General features: G+C 36.5%; 14 protein-coding genes. All 14 read right to left on the reverse strand.

Going from position 1 to position 15782, the window contains the following annotated elements; translation table 11 throughout:
- Positions 1-410 precede the first annotated feature (410 nt).
- The 14 genes from ACFFIX_RS19940 to ACFFIX_RS20005 all read right to left on the reverse strand — a co-directional run bounded on the left by ACFFIX_RS19940 (position 411) and on the right by ACFFIX_RS20005 (position 15761).
- Positions 411-683, reverse strand: a complete 273-nt coding sequence (locus ACFFIX_RS19940; RefSeq protein WP_378937170.1) for a hypothetical protein — start codon at positions 681-683, stop codon at positions 411-413.
- Positions 684-687: 4 nt separating this feature from the next.
- Positions 688-1578: an acyl-ACP desaturase gene (locus ACFFIX_RS19945; protein ID WP_378937172.1), complete on the reverse strand. Its 891-nt coding sequence runs from the start codon at positions 1576-1578 to the stop codon at positions 688-690.
- 558 nt (positions 1579-2136) lie between these two features.
- The gene (locus ACFFIX_RS19950) at positions 2137-2745 is read right to left on the reverse strand and encodes a branched-chain amino acid aminotransferase (RefSeq protein WP_378937173.1); all 609 of its coding nucleotides are present in this window, start codon (positions 2743-2745) and stop codon (positions 2137-2139) included.
- Positions 2746-2805: 60 nt separating this feature from the next.
- Positions 2806-3165 (reverse strand): aminoacyl-tRNA hydrolase, encoded by a 360-nt coding sequence (locus ACFFIX_RS19955; protein ID WP_378937175.1) that lies wholly within the window; start codon positions 3163-3165, stop codon positions 2806-2808.
- A 37-nt stretch (positions 3166-3202) separates the two neighbouring features.
- A complete protein-coding gene (locus tag ACFFIX_RS19960; protein ID WP_378937177.1) occupies positions 3203-5284 on the reverse strand; it encodes a transglycosylase domain-containing protein in 2082 nt (693 codons plus the stop codon).
- 206 nt (positions 5285-5490) lie between these two features.
- Positions 5491-6312, reverse strand: coding sequence for an adenosylmethionine decarboxylase (gene speD / locus ACFFIX_RS19965; protein ID WP_378937180.1), 822 nt, complete (start codon positions 6310-6312; stop codon positions 5491-5493).
- A gap of 114 nt (positions 6313-6426) precedes the next feature.
- Positions 6427-7338: a CBASS cGAMP-activated phospholipase gene (locus ACFFIX_RS19970; protein ID WP_378937182.1), complete on the reverse strand. Its 912-nt coding sequence runs from the start codon at positions 7336-7338 to the stop codon at positions 6427-6429.
- 406 nt (positions 7339-7744) lie between these two features.
- On the reverse strand, positions 7745-8458 hold the full coding sequence (locus ACFFIX_RS19975; protein WP_378937184.1) for a DsbA family oxidoreductase: 714 nt from the start codon (positions 8456-8458) through the stop codon (positions 7745-7747).
- Positions 8459-8604: 146 nt separating this feature from the next.
- Positions 8605-9144: a biotin transporter BioY gene (locus tag ACFFIX_RS19980; RefSeq protein ID WP_378937186.1), complete on the reverse strand. Its 540-nt coding sequence runs from the start codon at positions 9142-9144 to the stop codon at positions 8605-8607.
- 155 nt (positions 9145-9299) lie between these two features.
- A complete protein-coding gene (locus tag ACFFIX_RS19985; protein ID WP_378937188.1) occupies positions 9300-10460 on the reverse strand; it encodes a thiolase family protein in 1161 nt (386 codons plus the stop codon).
- A complete protein-coding gene (locus tag ACFFIX_RS19990) occupies positions 10453-11994 on the reverse strand; it encodes an AMP-binding protein (RefSeq protein WP_378937190.1) in 1542 nt (513 codons plus the stop codon). Before ACFFIX_RS19990 ends, ACFFIX_RS19985 begins: the two co-directional genes overlap by 8 nt.
- A 188-nt stretch (positions 11995-12182) precedes the next feature.
- On the reverse strand, positions 12183-13199 hold the full coding sequence (locus tag ACFFIX_RS19995; protein ID WP_378937192.1) for an LLM class flavin-dependent oxidoreductase: 1017 nt from the start codon (positions 13197-13199) through the stop codon (positions 12183-12185).
- Between the two features lie 172 nt (positions 13200-13371).
- The gene (locus tag ACFFIX_RS20000) at positions 13372-14463 is read right to left on the reverse strand and encodes a PRK06851 family protein (protein WP_378937194.1); all 1092 of its coding nucleotides are present in this window, start codon (positions 14461-14463) and stop codon (positions 13372-13374) included.
- A gap of 461 nt (positions 14464-14924) precedes the next feature.
- Entirely contained in the window at positions 14925-15761 is an 837-nt protein-coding gene (locus ACFFIX_RS20005) for an undecaprenyl-diphosphate phosphatase (protein WP_378937196.1), read from the reverse strand.
- Between the last annotated feature and the right edge of the window lie 21 nt (positions 15762-15782).

The raw sequence follows: 15782 nt of genomic DNA on the forward strand, positions 1-15782 counted from the left end.
AGCCCTCCAAGACTCGCTACGAGCGAATGGCTAGTTCTTACTCGACGGGAATCCCACCCGCTATATGATACGACCTAAGCTCGGCCGCACAAGCACCAGTTCGTTTAAGTACATTTCTTCACAAACGATTAGTTCAATATATAATAAATAAAAAGCCAGTTTTCCGTAAACTAGAAAAACTGGCTTTTTATTATTGTGCTATGGAATCCTGATAGCTGCCGAAATGGAGTTAAGTAACCACGGTATTCATCGGTTAATCCATGGTAGGTTATCAAAAATGAAGAACTGAATTATAATTGGTCTAGCCCTTTGTATACTTACTCTTAGAGGACAAAAAAAAAATCCCTCCTTGAAAACTAGTCAAATTATTATTTCATATATTTTCTAAGTTAAGTAACTTGCAACTAGAATTAACTTTCGATTTCAAGAATAGCCTCGATTTCTTCTTGGATCTCTCTATTTACCGAAAGAGAACGTTTTTTTCTCAATTCAAGATCCATTTCTTTATCAATAAAATTATTGGTATGTTTGTCAAAACAATCAAAACAAATAGAGTAAAAATCTTTTTTCTCTTTGTTTAAAAAATCAAATTCCCACGTATCAAGCTCTAAATAACTTACTTTATCTTTCGTTTCTTTTTCACATATTTCGCAAGTTGTTTTCATTATAAAAAATCCTTTCATACATCTATTTTTTTGCTAGATGGCGATCTCTAATTCTTTTTAAACGCCCATGATATTTCAATATATTCGCTTGTGATTGTTTGGCATCTTCGCTAGTAGGTTGTAAGTTAGCAATATCCCAATAAGTCACAATTACATCTAATACCTGGTCAAAGTATTGTAGTGGGCCATAATTCGCATCTATTGCAATGGTTTTCATTCTATCGCTATAGTCTGGCATAACGGCGCCTGGCATAGAGAAATTAATAATTACATTCTCAAAATAAACAATGAAATTAGGATCAAGTTCAAGATGTGCTTTCACTGTGTCGCGATAGAATGCATAATGAAGTGCTTCGTCTTTCGCTAAACGTCGAAGTAATGTTGCTAAATCTTTGTCGTGTGGACTCGCTATTTTAGCTACATTATTATAAAAAACTAGTGTGGCTAACTCTTGCAATGAAGTATAGGCCATTGTTGCTAGAGGGTTAGTGAAGTCTGGAAACCAACCACTTTCAACTACTCGTCTTCTTAATTCATGCAATCTTGTAGGATTTACGTTTCGTGTCACCAATAAATACGTTTCAAGTAAGTTAGAGTGCTGGTCTTCTTCAGCCGTCCAAGTGCGTACGAAATCATTTATTACTTCCATTGCATTTTTAAATGTATAATCCAAATGCGAAGTATACCAAGGTAAATTTACTTCTGTAAGTAATGCTGTTTCTATCGCTACAATTACACCTTCTGGAAGAGTTACTTGACTCTCATCCCAAGGAACTCGTTTAAAGGACATGGCCTTGTCCCATGGAATAAATTCGTGATAGCTCCAGTCAATATTTGCAGAACGTTCCTTATGTAATTGGTATAATTCTTTAATGCGTGGTTCTAAGCGTATATCCAAATCAGAATTTAACATTATCTTTTCTCCTTAAGTTTTTTTCTTTTATGGCTATTTTAACAGTTTTCCTAATTATACAACACTGCTCGTTACTTGAATAAGAAAAGGCTCTACTCCTTATTTAAGTAAAACACTCGTTCGTGAAAATACGAGTAAAAAATTTTAAAAGAATTTATGGATTTGAATTTGTTGCCATACAATTTTATAATTGTATGAAAAAGGATGAGGATTGTGCCTATTAATTCGTTTGAAAATTATCCAATGACATGGAAGCCGACCTTTATTTGACTTATTGAAATCGATGTTACAAGAATCAGATTGTGCGAAATGGTTTGGAATATGGCCCTTTAATGGAATAAGAAAATGACTATTTGTTCCATTCTAAGAATATCGAAATATTAGGATGGTTACGGATGAGCTGGTCACCCTTCACCCGAGACATTTCTAAAAGTAATAGAAATACTTTAATAAATACGAAGAATGGAACTAGAGAAAGTTAACGTTAACATTAATTGCATGTTACAACTTACAACCTGATCATGAATTAATCCATAAGGCTTTTATAATTCATAAAAATCAAGGTTGTTCTCTTTTGTTCTCCTCAACCTCTTCTATCATTCTAAATAAAAACTGATAAACCATGCCATAAACTTCACTAAAGGACAATTCTTCATTGAATCCTTCTATGTCATCTAGCGCGAAATTCAAATCCCATAATCCATCTTTATCGTTAAACATCATTTGATAGCTTGTTTCTTTTCCACTAAGTTTAGTTGATAAAACGCTTTTTATCTTTTCTCCTACTTTTTTCTTTAGTTTCAATCCTAAAAGAACATTAATGCTTTTGAACACATCATCCTGCTCAATCATAAGAGCATCCACGTTAATAAGTTCGAGCCAAGGAGATTCCATGTAAATGAACTCATTTTTATGTTGTTTCACAAAGGATACTGGCTTTTTTAAAAACAGTTCTGCTGCCTCTTCTGAGATCAACTCTTCTGTCTCTTTGTCAACTCTCTCAACGTAAGAAGTAACAAATCTAGTTTGTGGTTCTTTAACGGTGACGTTTATACCTTCAGGTAGTAGTTCATGCTTTTCGGCAAATTCTTTTTCTTCTTGATAGAGAGCTAGTTCATGATCTAATGAGTTTTCTTTAATATAGAGTGAAATTGATTGTGTTAGCAAGGTAAAGTCCTCCTCGGGTGTAATCTCTTTATCATAACCTATTTAATACTATTTCAAAATTTATAACAATGCTAGATAGCCGACGATTTCTTTACCAAGAGATTTTGGCATTGGTGGCAATACGATGACAGTTAATGAACCAGATGCAATTTCTGTTCGCCCGCTATCATGAATTGCATAGTATTCTAGTTTTTCTAACTTCTCCAAGTCTTTCTGCCGCCCCTTAAGTATCACTTTCTTCATTCCTGTTTGGTACCATTCAACAAAATCCTCTTTATGTGTAGCGAATCTTGACGTGGGTGATAGGATATCAAGTGTACTAATTGTTGCAGCATGCGCGACTTGAGCAGCTATTTTCCCTGGTGACATGTTTAATTCTTTGTTTACAATATAGTATTGAACAAGATCTCTTTGTGTCATATAGCCTCCTACTATTCCAAATGTTAGAGATTTCTATTTAATTCTCAACGAATTCCTGCACCTTATCCTTAATAAGCCGACTAACTTTTTCAAAGTCTTGCTTTGCTTGTTCTAGCATGATTGGCCACTTCTTACTTTCTTCTTTTACAATCCCCTCAATTTCTTCTGCTTTTTCTTTAATTGCTTTCCTTGTTTCTTGCTTTTGTTGTTCTCCCGCTAACATCGCATTTACTGAGTTCACTTCAAATTCTGCTGGTTCAGTATATTGGAGTGATTTTTCCATGACCTTCTTAAATATTGGTACAACATCGTCAGAGCTTTTACCAGATAAATAGTGCTCTCTATCTGTTTGATCATATCCTAGCCATATTGATCCGACGAGATTTGGCGTATATCCGACAAACCATTGATCTTTTGTTCCATCAATATCGCTATAAGGAAGCTGAGTTGATCCGGTCTTACCTGCAAGTTGAACACCTGATATACTTGCCTCTTTACCTGTCCCTGTTTCAACAACATTTAAAAGCATTGATGTGATGTCGTTTGCTACAGCTTTGGATGTTACTTTTGTTGTTTTACCCTTGTGTTCAGTTATAATATTACCAGTTGGACCCACGATTTTCGTAATAAAATGGCTATCATTTCTTTTTCCTTGATTCGGAAATGCTGAATAAGCCTCAGCTAACTCTAGCGGAGAAATCCCTTTATGCATGCCGCCTAGAGCAATTCCTAAGTATTTATCTTCCTCATCCACTGAAATTCCAAAGCGATTCAAAGCGTCAAGGCCTTTTTCTAAACCAATTTCATTTAGAAGCCATACAGCCGGAACATTTAACGAGTGTTCCAATGCTTTATACATAGGAACATCTCCACCAAAGGTTTTTGAAAAGTTCTCAGGCTTGTAGCTTCCGACAACAATTGGCTCATCCTTGAGAATTGAATCGATCTCATATCCTTCTTCAAGGGCTGGCGTATATGCAGCTAATGGTTTCATTGTTGATCCAGGCTGTGCTTTTATGTGTGTGGCACGGTTAAACCCACGAAATACAGCATCGCCTCTTCCACCAACGAGTCCACGAACTCCTCCGGTGCTTGGATCCAAAAGCACTGCTCCACTTTGGACCATTGCACCTCCTTTATCACGTGGAAAAAGACGATCTTGTTTATAGACATCCTCAAGGGAAGCTTGAATGTTTTGATCAAGTTCAGTATAAATACGATATCCCCTTGTTAAAATTTCATCTTGAGATAATCCGTACTTGTTAATCGCTTCATCTAAAACAGCATCAACATAATAAGGAAAGTCGCGCTTAATAGTGCTTCCGCCACCATCTTTTAATTCAATTTTCTCTATTTTGGCGTTTTTGTATTCTGAATCTGAAATCATGCCCATTTCATTCATATTATTTAAAACAAGATTTCGTCTTTCCATTGCAGCTTTATAGTTATTATAAGGATCTAAAGCTGAAGGTGCTTTCAATAAACCAGCTAGAAGTGCTGCTTCACTTATACTAATGTTCTCGATGTTTTTGTTAAAGTATTTCTTTGACGCTTGGTTAATTCCCCATGCACCACTTCCAAAATAAACTTGATTTACATACATTTGCAGAATTTCATTTTTTGAATAATGCTTTTCAATTTCCACTGCTAAAAACAATTCCTCGACTTTGCGTTTATATGTCTGAGTTGATGACAGTAACGCGTTTTTAGTGAGCTGTTGGGTAATTGTGCTTCCACCACCGGTAATCCGTCCAGCAAACAGATTATTGAAAAAGGCTCTGGCCATTCCTTTAATATCAAAGCCATTGTGTTTATAAAAGCGTTCATCTTCGATTGCAATGATGGCATTTGGAACGTGATCCGGCACTTCATCAATCTCAATTCCCTCTGTTCGGTTTGTTGTGATTGCAGTGGCCGTTTCTTCATTTTTATCATAAATCACGGTTGATTGACTTAAACCTTCTTTTAACGAACTCACATTTGCTTGACTTGCCATGAAAGCAAAAAAGAGGATTGATAGTAAGAATAGAACTAATAATAATAGTAAAAGAATTTGATTAATATGTCTGTTTTTCCAAAAGCGTTTAATTGCTTTCCATAATGATCTTAATCTTTCCATAATGTCCCCTAGCTTTCTTAATGTGTATTCTACTATCATGCAAACTGGTGATTTGATTTATATTATAACTTAATTCGATAGTTAACAATGAAAATAACAGAAAAGAAGAGCAGTTTAGAACTGCTCCGCTTTGTTAATTAGATCCTTTACCAAGGAAGGTTTCTTTTTCTTAGATCGTCATTTGCATCTAGAATGTGATAGATTCATCATTCATATGAGGAAGAATTGATATTTTTCCCATAAAATATTTCATCCATCTCAATCGTTACTTTTTCAGTAATTTCTTCTACTTCCTTTGGATCAAGCTTTTCCTTTGTATAGCCAAATAAATAGTTATTGATATCAAATTCTTTTAACTTGCACTTCGTATGAAAGATATTTTCTTGGTAAATATTTACATCGATCATGTCATACAAGTTTGCTACTTCTTTTGGGATGTAATTTTGTATTGAATTGATGTCATGATCAATAAACAGCTTTTTACCTTTTATATCCCTAGTGAACCCTCTTACTCGATAGTCGAGTGTCATGATATCCGTTTCAAAAGAATGGATCAGGTAATTTAAGGCTTTAAGTGGAGAAATTTCTCCGCAGGTAGATACATCAATGTCCGCTCTGAATGTACTAATTCCCTCAAATGGGTGAAATTCAGGATATGTATGAACTGTAATATGACTTTTGTCTAATTGGCAAACAACAGAGTCTGGAAGTGGACCTGGAGATTCCTCAAGTGATTCGTTTGGGACCTCAACAATAGGTCCCTCTGAGACAAGAATCGTTACACTCGCTCCTTGTGGTACATAATCCTGTTTGGCGATATTTAAAACGTGAGCATCAATGATATCCGCAACATTTTTCAGAATTTTCGTTAGGCGTTCTGCATTATATTGCTCATCAATATATTCAATGTAGGCTTCCCGTTCTTCTCTAGTTTTTGTGTAGCATATGTCATACATATTAAAACTCAATGATTTTGTAAGGTTATTAAATCCGTGTAACGAGATGCGTTGCTCTGGTGTTAAATTCAAGGTGCAATCCCCCTGTTTTTTAATTACTATCACAATGGCTCAGAACAAAGAATAGTTTTATAATACCCTTACCTGTCAATTATAAAACAAGACGGTAACCCGTTGGTTATCTTTTTATTCATTCTCTAAAAACCTCTTAACCTCATCTAGTTGCTCTGTCAAAACTTGCTTTCCTAACATACTAAGCCCGTCCATGAATTTCACTTCATCAAATGGTACTTCTTCGCCAAGCTCCTCATTTATTCGGAGATAGTTGTCTCCTAAAAGATGCTGACAATGATAGGAAACCGATTCTGATGACAAGTTGAGAGCTAAATCGAGCAATTTTGGCGTTACTTTCATTGATGGGAAGTGGAAGGGTAGCCAGTGCTTAACACCCCAGTATTTATTATTTTCGATCGGAAATGAAATCTTCTGTAGTCCTGTCCCAAGAGACAAAATTTTCATTTCATTTATATTCTTCTTAAAGTGATGAAGTACCTCTGTTACACAGACTAAAGAGGGGTTATTCGCCCACATACCTCCATCAATCGATAAGTATTGATTTTTAATATTATTAGGAGGAAAATAAACAGGTGCAGAACAGGAAGAAAGAACAGCATCCCAAAGCTTTATCGTTAAATCCCCTGCTTTTGGGCCGTAATTTGATCGATGTACATATGGCTTTCCATGGGTAAGATCAACAGCTGGAATTAATAGGGGCTTCCCGATATCAGCTAGTGTTAAGTCACCGAACGTTTTTTGAAAAAATCGGCGTAAATAGCGATCACTATAAATACTCTTAAATAAACCAACCTTTGCTTGCCTAACAAAGATTTTTTCTCCGTACGTTTTATACCTTTCGTGAACAACGCTCATCTTCTTTTCTAAAGCAACGGATGCTGCGATTATCGCACCGGTACTCGTTCCCGCAATAACGTCAAAAAGTTCTCCAACTGGGTGTCCATACTCTTCCTCTAAGGCTTGTAAGATGGCAACAGCAAACACACCACGAATACCACCACCATCAATGCATAACATTTTCATTTCATTCACCTATAGACAATGTATTTTTCTTAGAGTTCCCAATTAGACTAATTCTATTATGGAAAAGACTCATTAGAACCAACTTTTAGTAAATAAGCGATAATCCATCAGAACAGAACAAAAGCGCGGGGCGCCTTGAACAGCCTTAGGCATAGCATAAGGCGATTATAAATAGAAGGTGTTCTTTACCTTCAATTTATAATTGACTTATGACCTCGAGGCAGTCAAAAACGCGACATCCTGTCGCATTGACTGCACTAGCACGTCCTGTGCGTCGGGGCTAGGCGCTGGAGCTGGATGCAGAAACGTTATCCACAGTACAAGAATTTTATAATTTTCTAAACAATAAAAAAAAACGCTTGGATCCAATATCTTCCAAGCGTTATTATCAATTGATAAATTCTTTTTACACTTCACAACCATCGTCAGTACATGTCGCACCTAATTCAGTTTTTGAAGTGATAGTCTGTAGAGGCGTTTTTGTGTTCTCTTCTTCCCATACCTTTTGTAAAGTTTCAAGAAAAACCTCTGTAGGTTGTGCGCCAGATATTGCGTATTTACGATTTAACACAAAAAATGGTACACCTTGGACACCAATTTCTCTTGCTTCCGCTTCATCAGCACGTACACTTTCTTCAAATTCCGTGCCACTTAATAACAATTCCACTTCTTCTCTGTTTAACTCTGCATCTTGTGTAATCTGAAGAAGTGTTTCGAGATTCCCAATGTGTTTAGAATCGATAAAATAAGACTTTAACAAACTTTCTGTGACTTCAGCTTCTTTGCCTTTTGTTTCTGCAAACTTAGCAAGACGATGAGCATTAAATGTATTAGTTGGCTTCATGCCATCAAAGTTAAAGTTTAAACCCACGGTCGTAGCTTGTTGTCCTACTCCCTCGCTCATTTTTTTAGCCTGTTCTACTGAAGTCCCGTATTTTTTTGCCAAAACTTCATGAATAGAAAGATTCGTTTCTGAACTAGAGTTAGGATCTAATTCAAAGCTTTTAAATGTAACCTCTACCTTATCTCGATGTGGAAACTGTTCTAATGCTGCCTCCAAACGACGTTTCCCTATATAACAAAATGGACAAACATAGTCAGACCATACTTCAATTTTCATGTTCAGCACCTCTTTAACTTTAATTGTATGATTATCATATCACTGGTTTGAAAATAACGAAAAAGATCTGCTTAAACATTAACTTCTACTTGTATACGTAAAAAGCACTCCCAAGTTGGAGTGCTTTTTACGTATAATAATCACTTTCATTTCCTTAAATTCAGTCTTTTAATCAATTGTGGAGCAAACGATGACACAATAGCTGCTTTGATAAGATCACCCGGTAGAAAAATCGCAGAACCGATCGCTGCTTGTGTTATTGAAATGTTTGTCATTACCGCTATCCAAGGTATACCAATTAAGTAGACTAGTAGAATTCCAGCTATAATATTAATGCCGAGCACTTTAATAAAATTTAAGTGCGGTACTGTTTTTTCAATTAGTAAGCCAATCACAAAAGCAGATATTGGCCAGCTTAAAATGAAGCCACCACTTGGTCCAAAGATTACACCTAAACCACCTCGTCCACCTGATAATACTGGTGCACCTGCTATTACAAGTAATAAAAATACGAGTAAACTTAGTCCCCCCAACCTAGCACCTAGAACTGTTCCAGCAAGCATAACTCCTAGTGTTTGGGCAGTTATTGGAACAGGAATGAAAGGTAATGTAACAGGAGGTAGAATTCCTAACGCTGCAACAATAGCAGTGAATAATGATACGTACATCATTTCTTTAGTTTTCATTTTATGTATCAGTCCTTTTGCTAAAATATAAGACTATTTTAACAAGTAAGAGAATCTAATGTCAACCAATATATTAAAATGGTTAACAATTAAGGTGATGAGCATTTTCCTTTGCACACCTCTCTAAACAGAGGACTATCCCATCCGAAAACTATTTATATATAACGCTCAAAAAGTGTTGCCAAGCCAATTCCCCCACCAATCCCAAGGGTTGCCAGTCCAGTTTTTGAGTTTCTATTTTGCATTTCTTTGCATAAACGGGTCACTAATATTGCCCCTGAAGCACCATATGGGTGACCGTAGGCAATAGCTCCTCCACCGACATTTAATTTTTCATATGGGATACTTAATTCTCTAGTAGAGGCAACAACTTGTGCAGCAAAGGCTTCGTTAAACTCTACAAGATCTATGTCATTTATTTCTTTTTGATTTTTAGCTAGTAGTTTTTGAACTGCTGCTACAGGACCTATCCCGAGGTAATTTGGATCTACTCCCGTTGCTTGCGAGTCAATAAATGAAAGAATAGGTTTCAATCCTAGCTGCTTTGCTCTTTGTTCTGACATGACGAGAACGATTGACGCTCCATCATTAACTGAACAAGAATTTCCAGCAGTAACTGTTCCATCTTGGTCAAAAACAGGTTGTGAACGTTTTAGTATTTTTTCGTAATTCGCCTTTTCTCTTGGGGTTTCATCACTTCTCGTTTCACACCCATCTTCGGTTAATAAAAAAGGAGTGATTTCATCATAGAAATTCCCGTTTTGTATAGATTGAATTGTTTTTTGATAACTCCTCAAAGCGAATGAATCTTGATCTTCACGTGATACATGATATTTTCTAGCAACATTTTCAGCTGCGACTCCCATATCAGGATCACCAATCTCATCAGGGGAAAATCGAGCTCGTTTAATGATTTCTAGGTTTCCTACTTTAAAATCTTGATAATCAATTTTGATCGGTTCTGTACTAGTGCTTTCAACTCCACCTGCTAAATAAATATCACCAGCACCTGCTTGAACGAATCTTGCGGCAAGGTTAATTGCCTCTAACCCTGAACCGCATTGACGGTCAATTGTGAGACCTGGGACATGAACAGGAAGTCCTGCCGAAAGTGATGAGAGACGAGCAATATTCCCACCTGGGCCGACTGCATTGCCGAGGATAACATCGCTTATTTCTTCAGGATCTAATTGACATTCTTCTATAATATTTTTTATGACAGTTGCTGCAAGTGTTTCACACCTAAGGTCTTTTAAAATGCCGCCCTTTTTGCCGATAGGGGATCTTTTTGCTTTTACAATCACAGCTTTATTCATAATAATCGTTCATCCCATTTTCTAGCCAATCTTTTAAACGTTTTCTTGCTATTTTTCCACTAGATGTGTAGGGGAAAAAATCGACTGTTACTATATCGCGCGGACATTTATATGCAGCAAGATGTTTGCGACAGTATGCTTTTAGTTCACGATCACTCAAAAGCTGATTTTCCTTAAATTTAACGACACACGTGATTTTTTCTCCCCAATAAGAATCAGAAACACCAATCACGATAACCTCATCAATTTCAGGTAAGTGTAGAAGTATTTTTTCTACTTCCTCTGGATAAATATTGAGTCCACCATAAATGATCATATTTTTTTCTCGTCCTACAATTGTTATATACCCATCTTTATCAACTACTGCCATATCACCTACTGTCGCCCAACCATCTTTGATAACTAATGCAGTTTCTGCTTCGTTTTGATAATAGCCAGAAAATATATACTCACTTTGCACATATAATTTTCCGACTTCCCCATCCTTAACTACCTGATTATTTGGATCTCGGAGTTCTATTTTGACGTTATGAAACGGGCGCCCAACAGAATCAGGTCTTTCTTCGTTTCCTTTAGGGTCTAGAATCGTAACAAAACTTAATTCCGATGCCCCATAAAATTCATACATATTCACATTTGGAAAGATTTCTTTTAAGTGCTGTTTGGATTTCGGACTCCATTTTGCACCAGAAGAAATCACAGTTTGCAATGAATATTCAGCAATATTAGGATTTTTTTTGCTAGACTGATGGATTGCTTCGAACATTGTTGGAACAAAATAAATGACAGATATCGACTCATGCTCAAGTATTTCAAGTGTTTTCGTAGGGGAAAACTTGGTTAATAAGGTAACATGTCCACCTATGAACAGGGTATGTATGGCAGCATATAAAAATAGAGAATGCACGAGTGGCCCTAGAACAAGTACTCGATCATTTGAGCTACATTCAAATTCAATGTTACCTCCTTTAAAGCTTTCTACCCAAGAATGATGTGAACGAACAAAAGCCTTTGGATTACCTGTCGTGCCTGATGTAAAGCCCATATAAAACAGTGAGTCTTTTGTAATTTCTAGCTTTGGTGGGATTTCGGACTGCAAATCGATCCATTGTTCTAGAGATTTCATTTTCAAAAGATTATTTTTACTCTTAAATGAAAGTACCAAACAAGACGAACCTGCTTGTTTCAGATTCTTTTGGTATTTTTCTTCAGTAATTAGGAAATCAGGAGAGCATTTATGTGTAATCGTTTCGATTTCATTTGAGTTCCATTTCGTATCGAACGGAACAGCAATCCAGCCTATTTTTGCAACTGCAAGAAAAGTTTCTAAAAATTCTATGCCATTATCGAGCAACAACGCTACTTTTGGAGTGCCTTTCACGGGTTTAATTACCCCTAAGGAAAGAAGTCCATTTGCAATTTGATTGATTCTCGTATTCAGTTCATTATATGTAATTTTCTTTTGATCGTTTTGGATCGCAATTTTAGTTGGGTTATTTTGTAAGATAGTCGAAAAATTATCAGTTATAAGCATTATAGAACTCCCTTTTAACAACAATTACGAGTTGATACTCTGTCTATATCTTCCCACTTTTCAGTTTTTATAGCAATCAAGTAAACTGAGTTTTTATAGCTTAATATATGTAAAAATCGCCTTGAAGCAGTCAAGGCGATTTCTACGTTTTATAAAATTTACATTTTAAAGGTTCTCATTTACCTGAGCTATGATTTAATAATCTCCGAAAGAATCTCATACGAACGCAATCGATCATAATGATCAAAAACTTGAGCATTAACCATAATTTCATCCGCCTGTGTTGCATGTAAAAAGTTTTCTAATTTCTCTTTAACTACAATCGGGCTTCCGACAATAGAAGAACCTAACTGTTGATGAATTGCTGATTTTTCATAATCACTCCATACTTCATCCATGTTTTCAACAGGGGGATTCAGTTTGCCGGGACGGTTACGAATTAGATTAAGAAATTGCTGTTGCATGGAGGTAGCTAGATATTCTGCCTTTTTATCGGTCTCTGCAGCAACAACATTAGCACATACCGTCGCATAGGGCTCATCTAGGACTTCAGAAGGTTGGAAACTGTTGCGATAGAGCTTCAATGCTGGCAATGTTTGATCTGGAGAAAAATGACTTGCAAAAGCAAACGGTAATCCTAGTTTCCCAGCCAATTGTGCACTAAAACCGCTCGACCCTAATAACCAAATTGGAATGTTCAATCCTTCACCAGGAATTGCTCTTACATGACGAGTTTCAGCCTCTGAAGCAACTCCTAGATATGATCTTAATTCTTCTAATTGTTCAGGGAAGTCCTCGCCATTGCTTCTAAGCTCACGCCGGAGAGCACGTGCTGTTAGTTGATCAGTTCCAGGTGCACGCCCAAGGCCAAGATCGATTCGTCCAGGGTATAACGATTCCAATGTACCGAATTGTTCTGCTATAACTAATGGTGCGTGATTCGGGAGCATAATTCCACCAGAACCTACACGAATTTTAGATGTACCTCCAGCTACATGTCCGATTACGAGCGAAGTAGCAGAGCTCGCAATTCCAGACATATTATGGTGTTCAGCTAACCAATATCGATTAAATCCCCATTTCTCAGCATGTTGAGCGAGATCTAATGTGTTCTTAAAAGAATCACTTGCGGATCCACCAACCACGACTGGAGCAAGATCCAATACAGAAAATGGAATTTCATTTAGGTTTTTCATACTGGACATTTTCCTCTCCTTCTATTTGCAATGTTCTTTTATATTTACTTCATAAAGTTAACATTTCTGATTATATCAATATAAATTGTTTTAATAAAATAGTATGCTCGTCCATCTTAAATTTAGTTGATTTCTTAATTGTATATCAAAAAAAGGAAGGGATTTCTCCTTCCTTCTAGGCTTATTTTAGTAACAACTCAATTTCACTCAATAGTGTTTGTTTAATATCTTTAACCTTATTAAAATCCATCGCTTCTATATAATATTTTTCTAACTCGTCATGGAGGACTTTTGCCTCTGCTAACAAGGCAGTTCCCTCCACCACTTTTGTTTTATATCCATCTGTTGTTTCTTGAATTTCTTTTGCGAATTTTTCATCGGTACCAGGTGCAATACATCTTGTGTACATATCTACAATCTCATCTGTTTCTCGGTTAGGAAAATACTCGTGAGGGGCCGTGCTATCAAAGATGGCAATACTTTGCTCAGGTAAAATCACCATATCTAGACTGTGTGGATCAAAACCACAATGATAGATTTCAACATCAAATCCACGATTTTCTGCTTCATTTGCAATTTTTTTAAGCATTGTAGATTTTCCAGAACCAGCTCTGCCCTTTATAAAATATCGCTTCTCGACCTCTTCGGTTAAATTTTGAATATAGTCGACTGGACCATTAGGTGTTGCTGCACCTAAGAAGCTATGTCTTACCTTAGATTTTTTACTTACTTCTTGATTACCATAAAAAATCTGGATTAATTCTTCCGAAAGTTTGTTCGCTTCCTCAAAATCCATATTGTTTATATAGATTTTTTCAATATCATCATGACGTCTAAGACCTTCTGCAAATGTTTTATATGCATGATCAAACTTGTTAGAAATTTCAACCGTTAATTCTAGGATTTTTTCTTTATGCTGGGCGAGCTTTTGTGAATCCCATGCAACGCCTAAGTTTACATACTCTTCAATTACACCCGGAGCTTTTGGTTCAATGATATGCGGTGCTGTTCCATCAACAATGCCTACCTTACATGATGGAATAATCACCCCATCAATTGAGTTGTTGTCAGACGCACAATGCAAATACTCGACAGATAAACCCTTTCCCACCATTTCCTCTCCTATTGCTTTCATTAAAGAGGACTTTCCGGTTCCTGGCCCACCCTTTAGAATATATATTCTTTCTAGGCCTTCAAATGCTGAATCATATAAACTAAAAAAACCTTTTGCTGTGTTTCCACCAGCATAAAAGTTACGAACTTTCCCTTTCATCCAGGTCACCCTTTCTGTAACGTTTACATTTTTAGCTTATGTGTTTTTCAATGAATAGGTGAATGCCTACTTAAGAAAATACGATTTTGGATAAGAAAAGCGCAAGGCGCCCTTATCGGCGACAAGCATAAGACGAGCCGGCTGGAAGGTTGTTCTTTAACCTTCTGGACGGATTGGCTTAGACCATAGAGCCGATGGCGCCTTGCGCTAGACACAAAAACTAAGTACAAAAAACTTATATTTTCTTATCTTTTTAAAAAAGCGCGGGGCACCTTGGTCAGACTTATGATCTCGAGGCAGTCAAAAACGCGACGTCAATCGCCATGACTGCACTAGCACATCCTATGCGTCGGAGCTGGCGAAACGCATACTTTATAATAAACTTTGTGATACTATAAAAAAGAGGACCCCAACTAGTAAACTGTTTCTAAACTAGTTGGGGTCCTCTTTTAGCTATACTGTTAAACAACAAAAACAAAAAAGATAATTGCTGCAAGTACAATTCGGTATATCGCAAAAGGTACTAATTTAATTTTGTTAATCAACTTTAGGAAGAATCGAATCGATATCCAAGCAACGACAAAGGCACTAATAAAACCAACGATAAAGAATAGAAGAGCGTCAGGGGTAAAGTGTTGCCAGTTCTTAAGTAAAGAAAGTCCACTTGCACCTAACATAATTGGCACAGCCATAATAAACGTGAAATCAGATGCGGCACGATGACTCATTCCTAAAAGCACACCACCTGATATTGTCGAACCGGATCGTGAAAAGCCAGGCCAAAGGGATATACATTGAAATAGCCCAACGATCAAGGCTTGCTTATATGTAATTTGATCCACAGATTCAACTTTTGGAGTGCTTGGTCGTAAAAAGTCAGCTGCAATCATTAGAATTGCACCAGCAACAAGTCCAATTAGCACGGTTTCTAGCGAAAATAAATTCTCATCAATATAGTCTTCAAAAAGTAGTCCCAGTACTGCTGCAGGTATTAAACCAACAATGACTTGTGTTAACTTAAGTTTCTTCGCTGATCCCACAGATTCAGAATTTACATGTTTTTTTAAGCCGAGTAGGTCCATAAAACGGTCTCTAAACAAAATAACAACTGCAAGAATTGATCCTAATTGTATGACGATTTTAAACGTATTTGCAACTGGTTGAGTATACAATTCTTTAGACTTTAGAAACATATCATCAACGATAATCATATGACCCGTTGAAGAAACAGGTGCAAATTCCGTTAAACCCTCAACTATTCCTAACACAAGTGCAACAAAAAATTCCCATAAACTCATAATTTTCACCTCATATTTTAT

Source organism: Metabacillus herbersteinensis (assembly GCF_042433335.1).
Taxonomy (GTDB): domain Bacteria; phylum Bacillota; class Bacilli; order Bacillales; family Bacillaceae; genus Metabacillus; species Metabacillus herbersteinensis.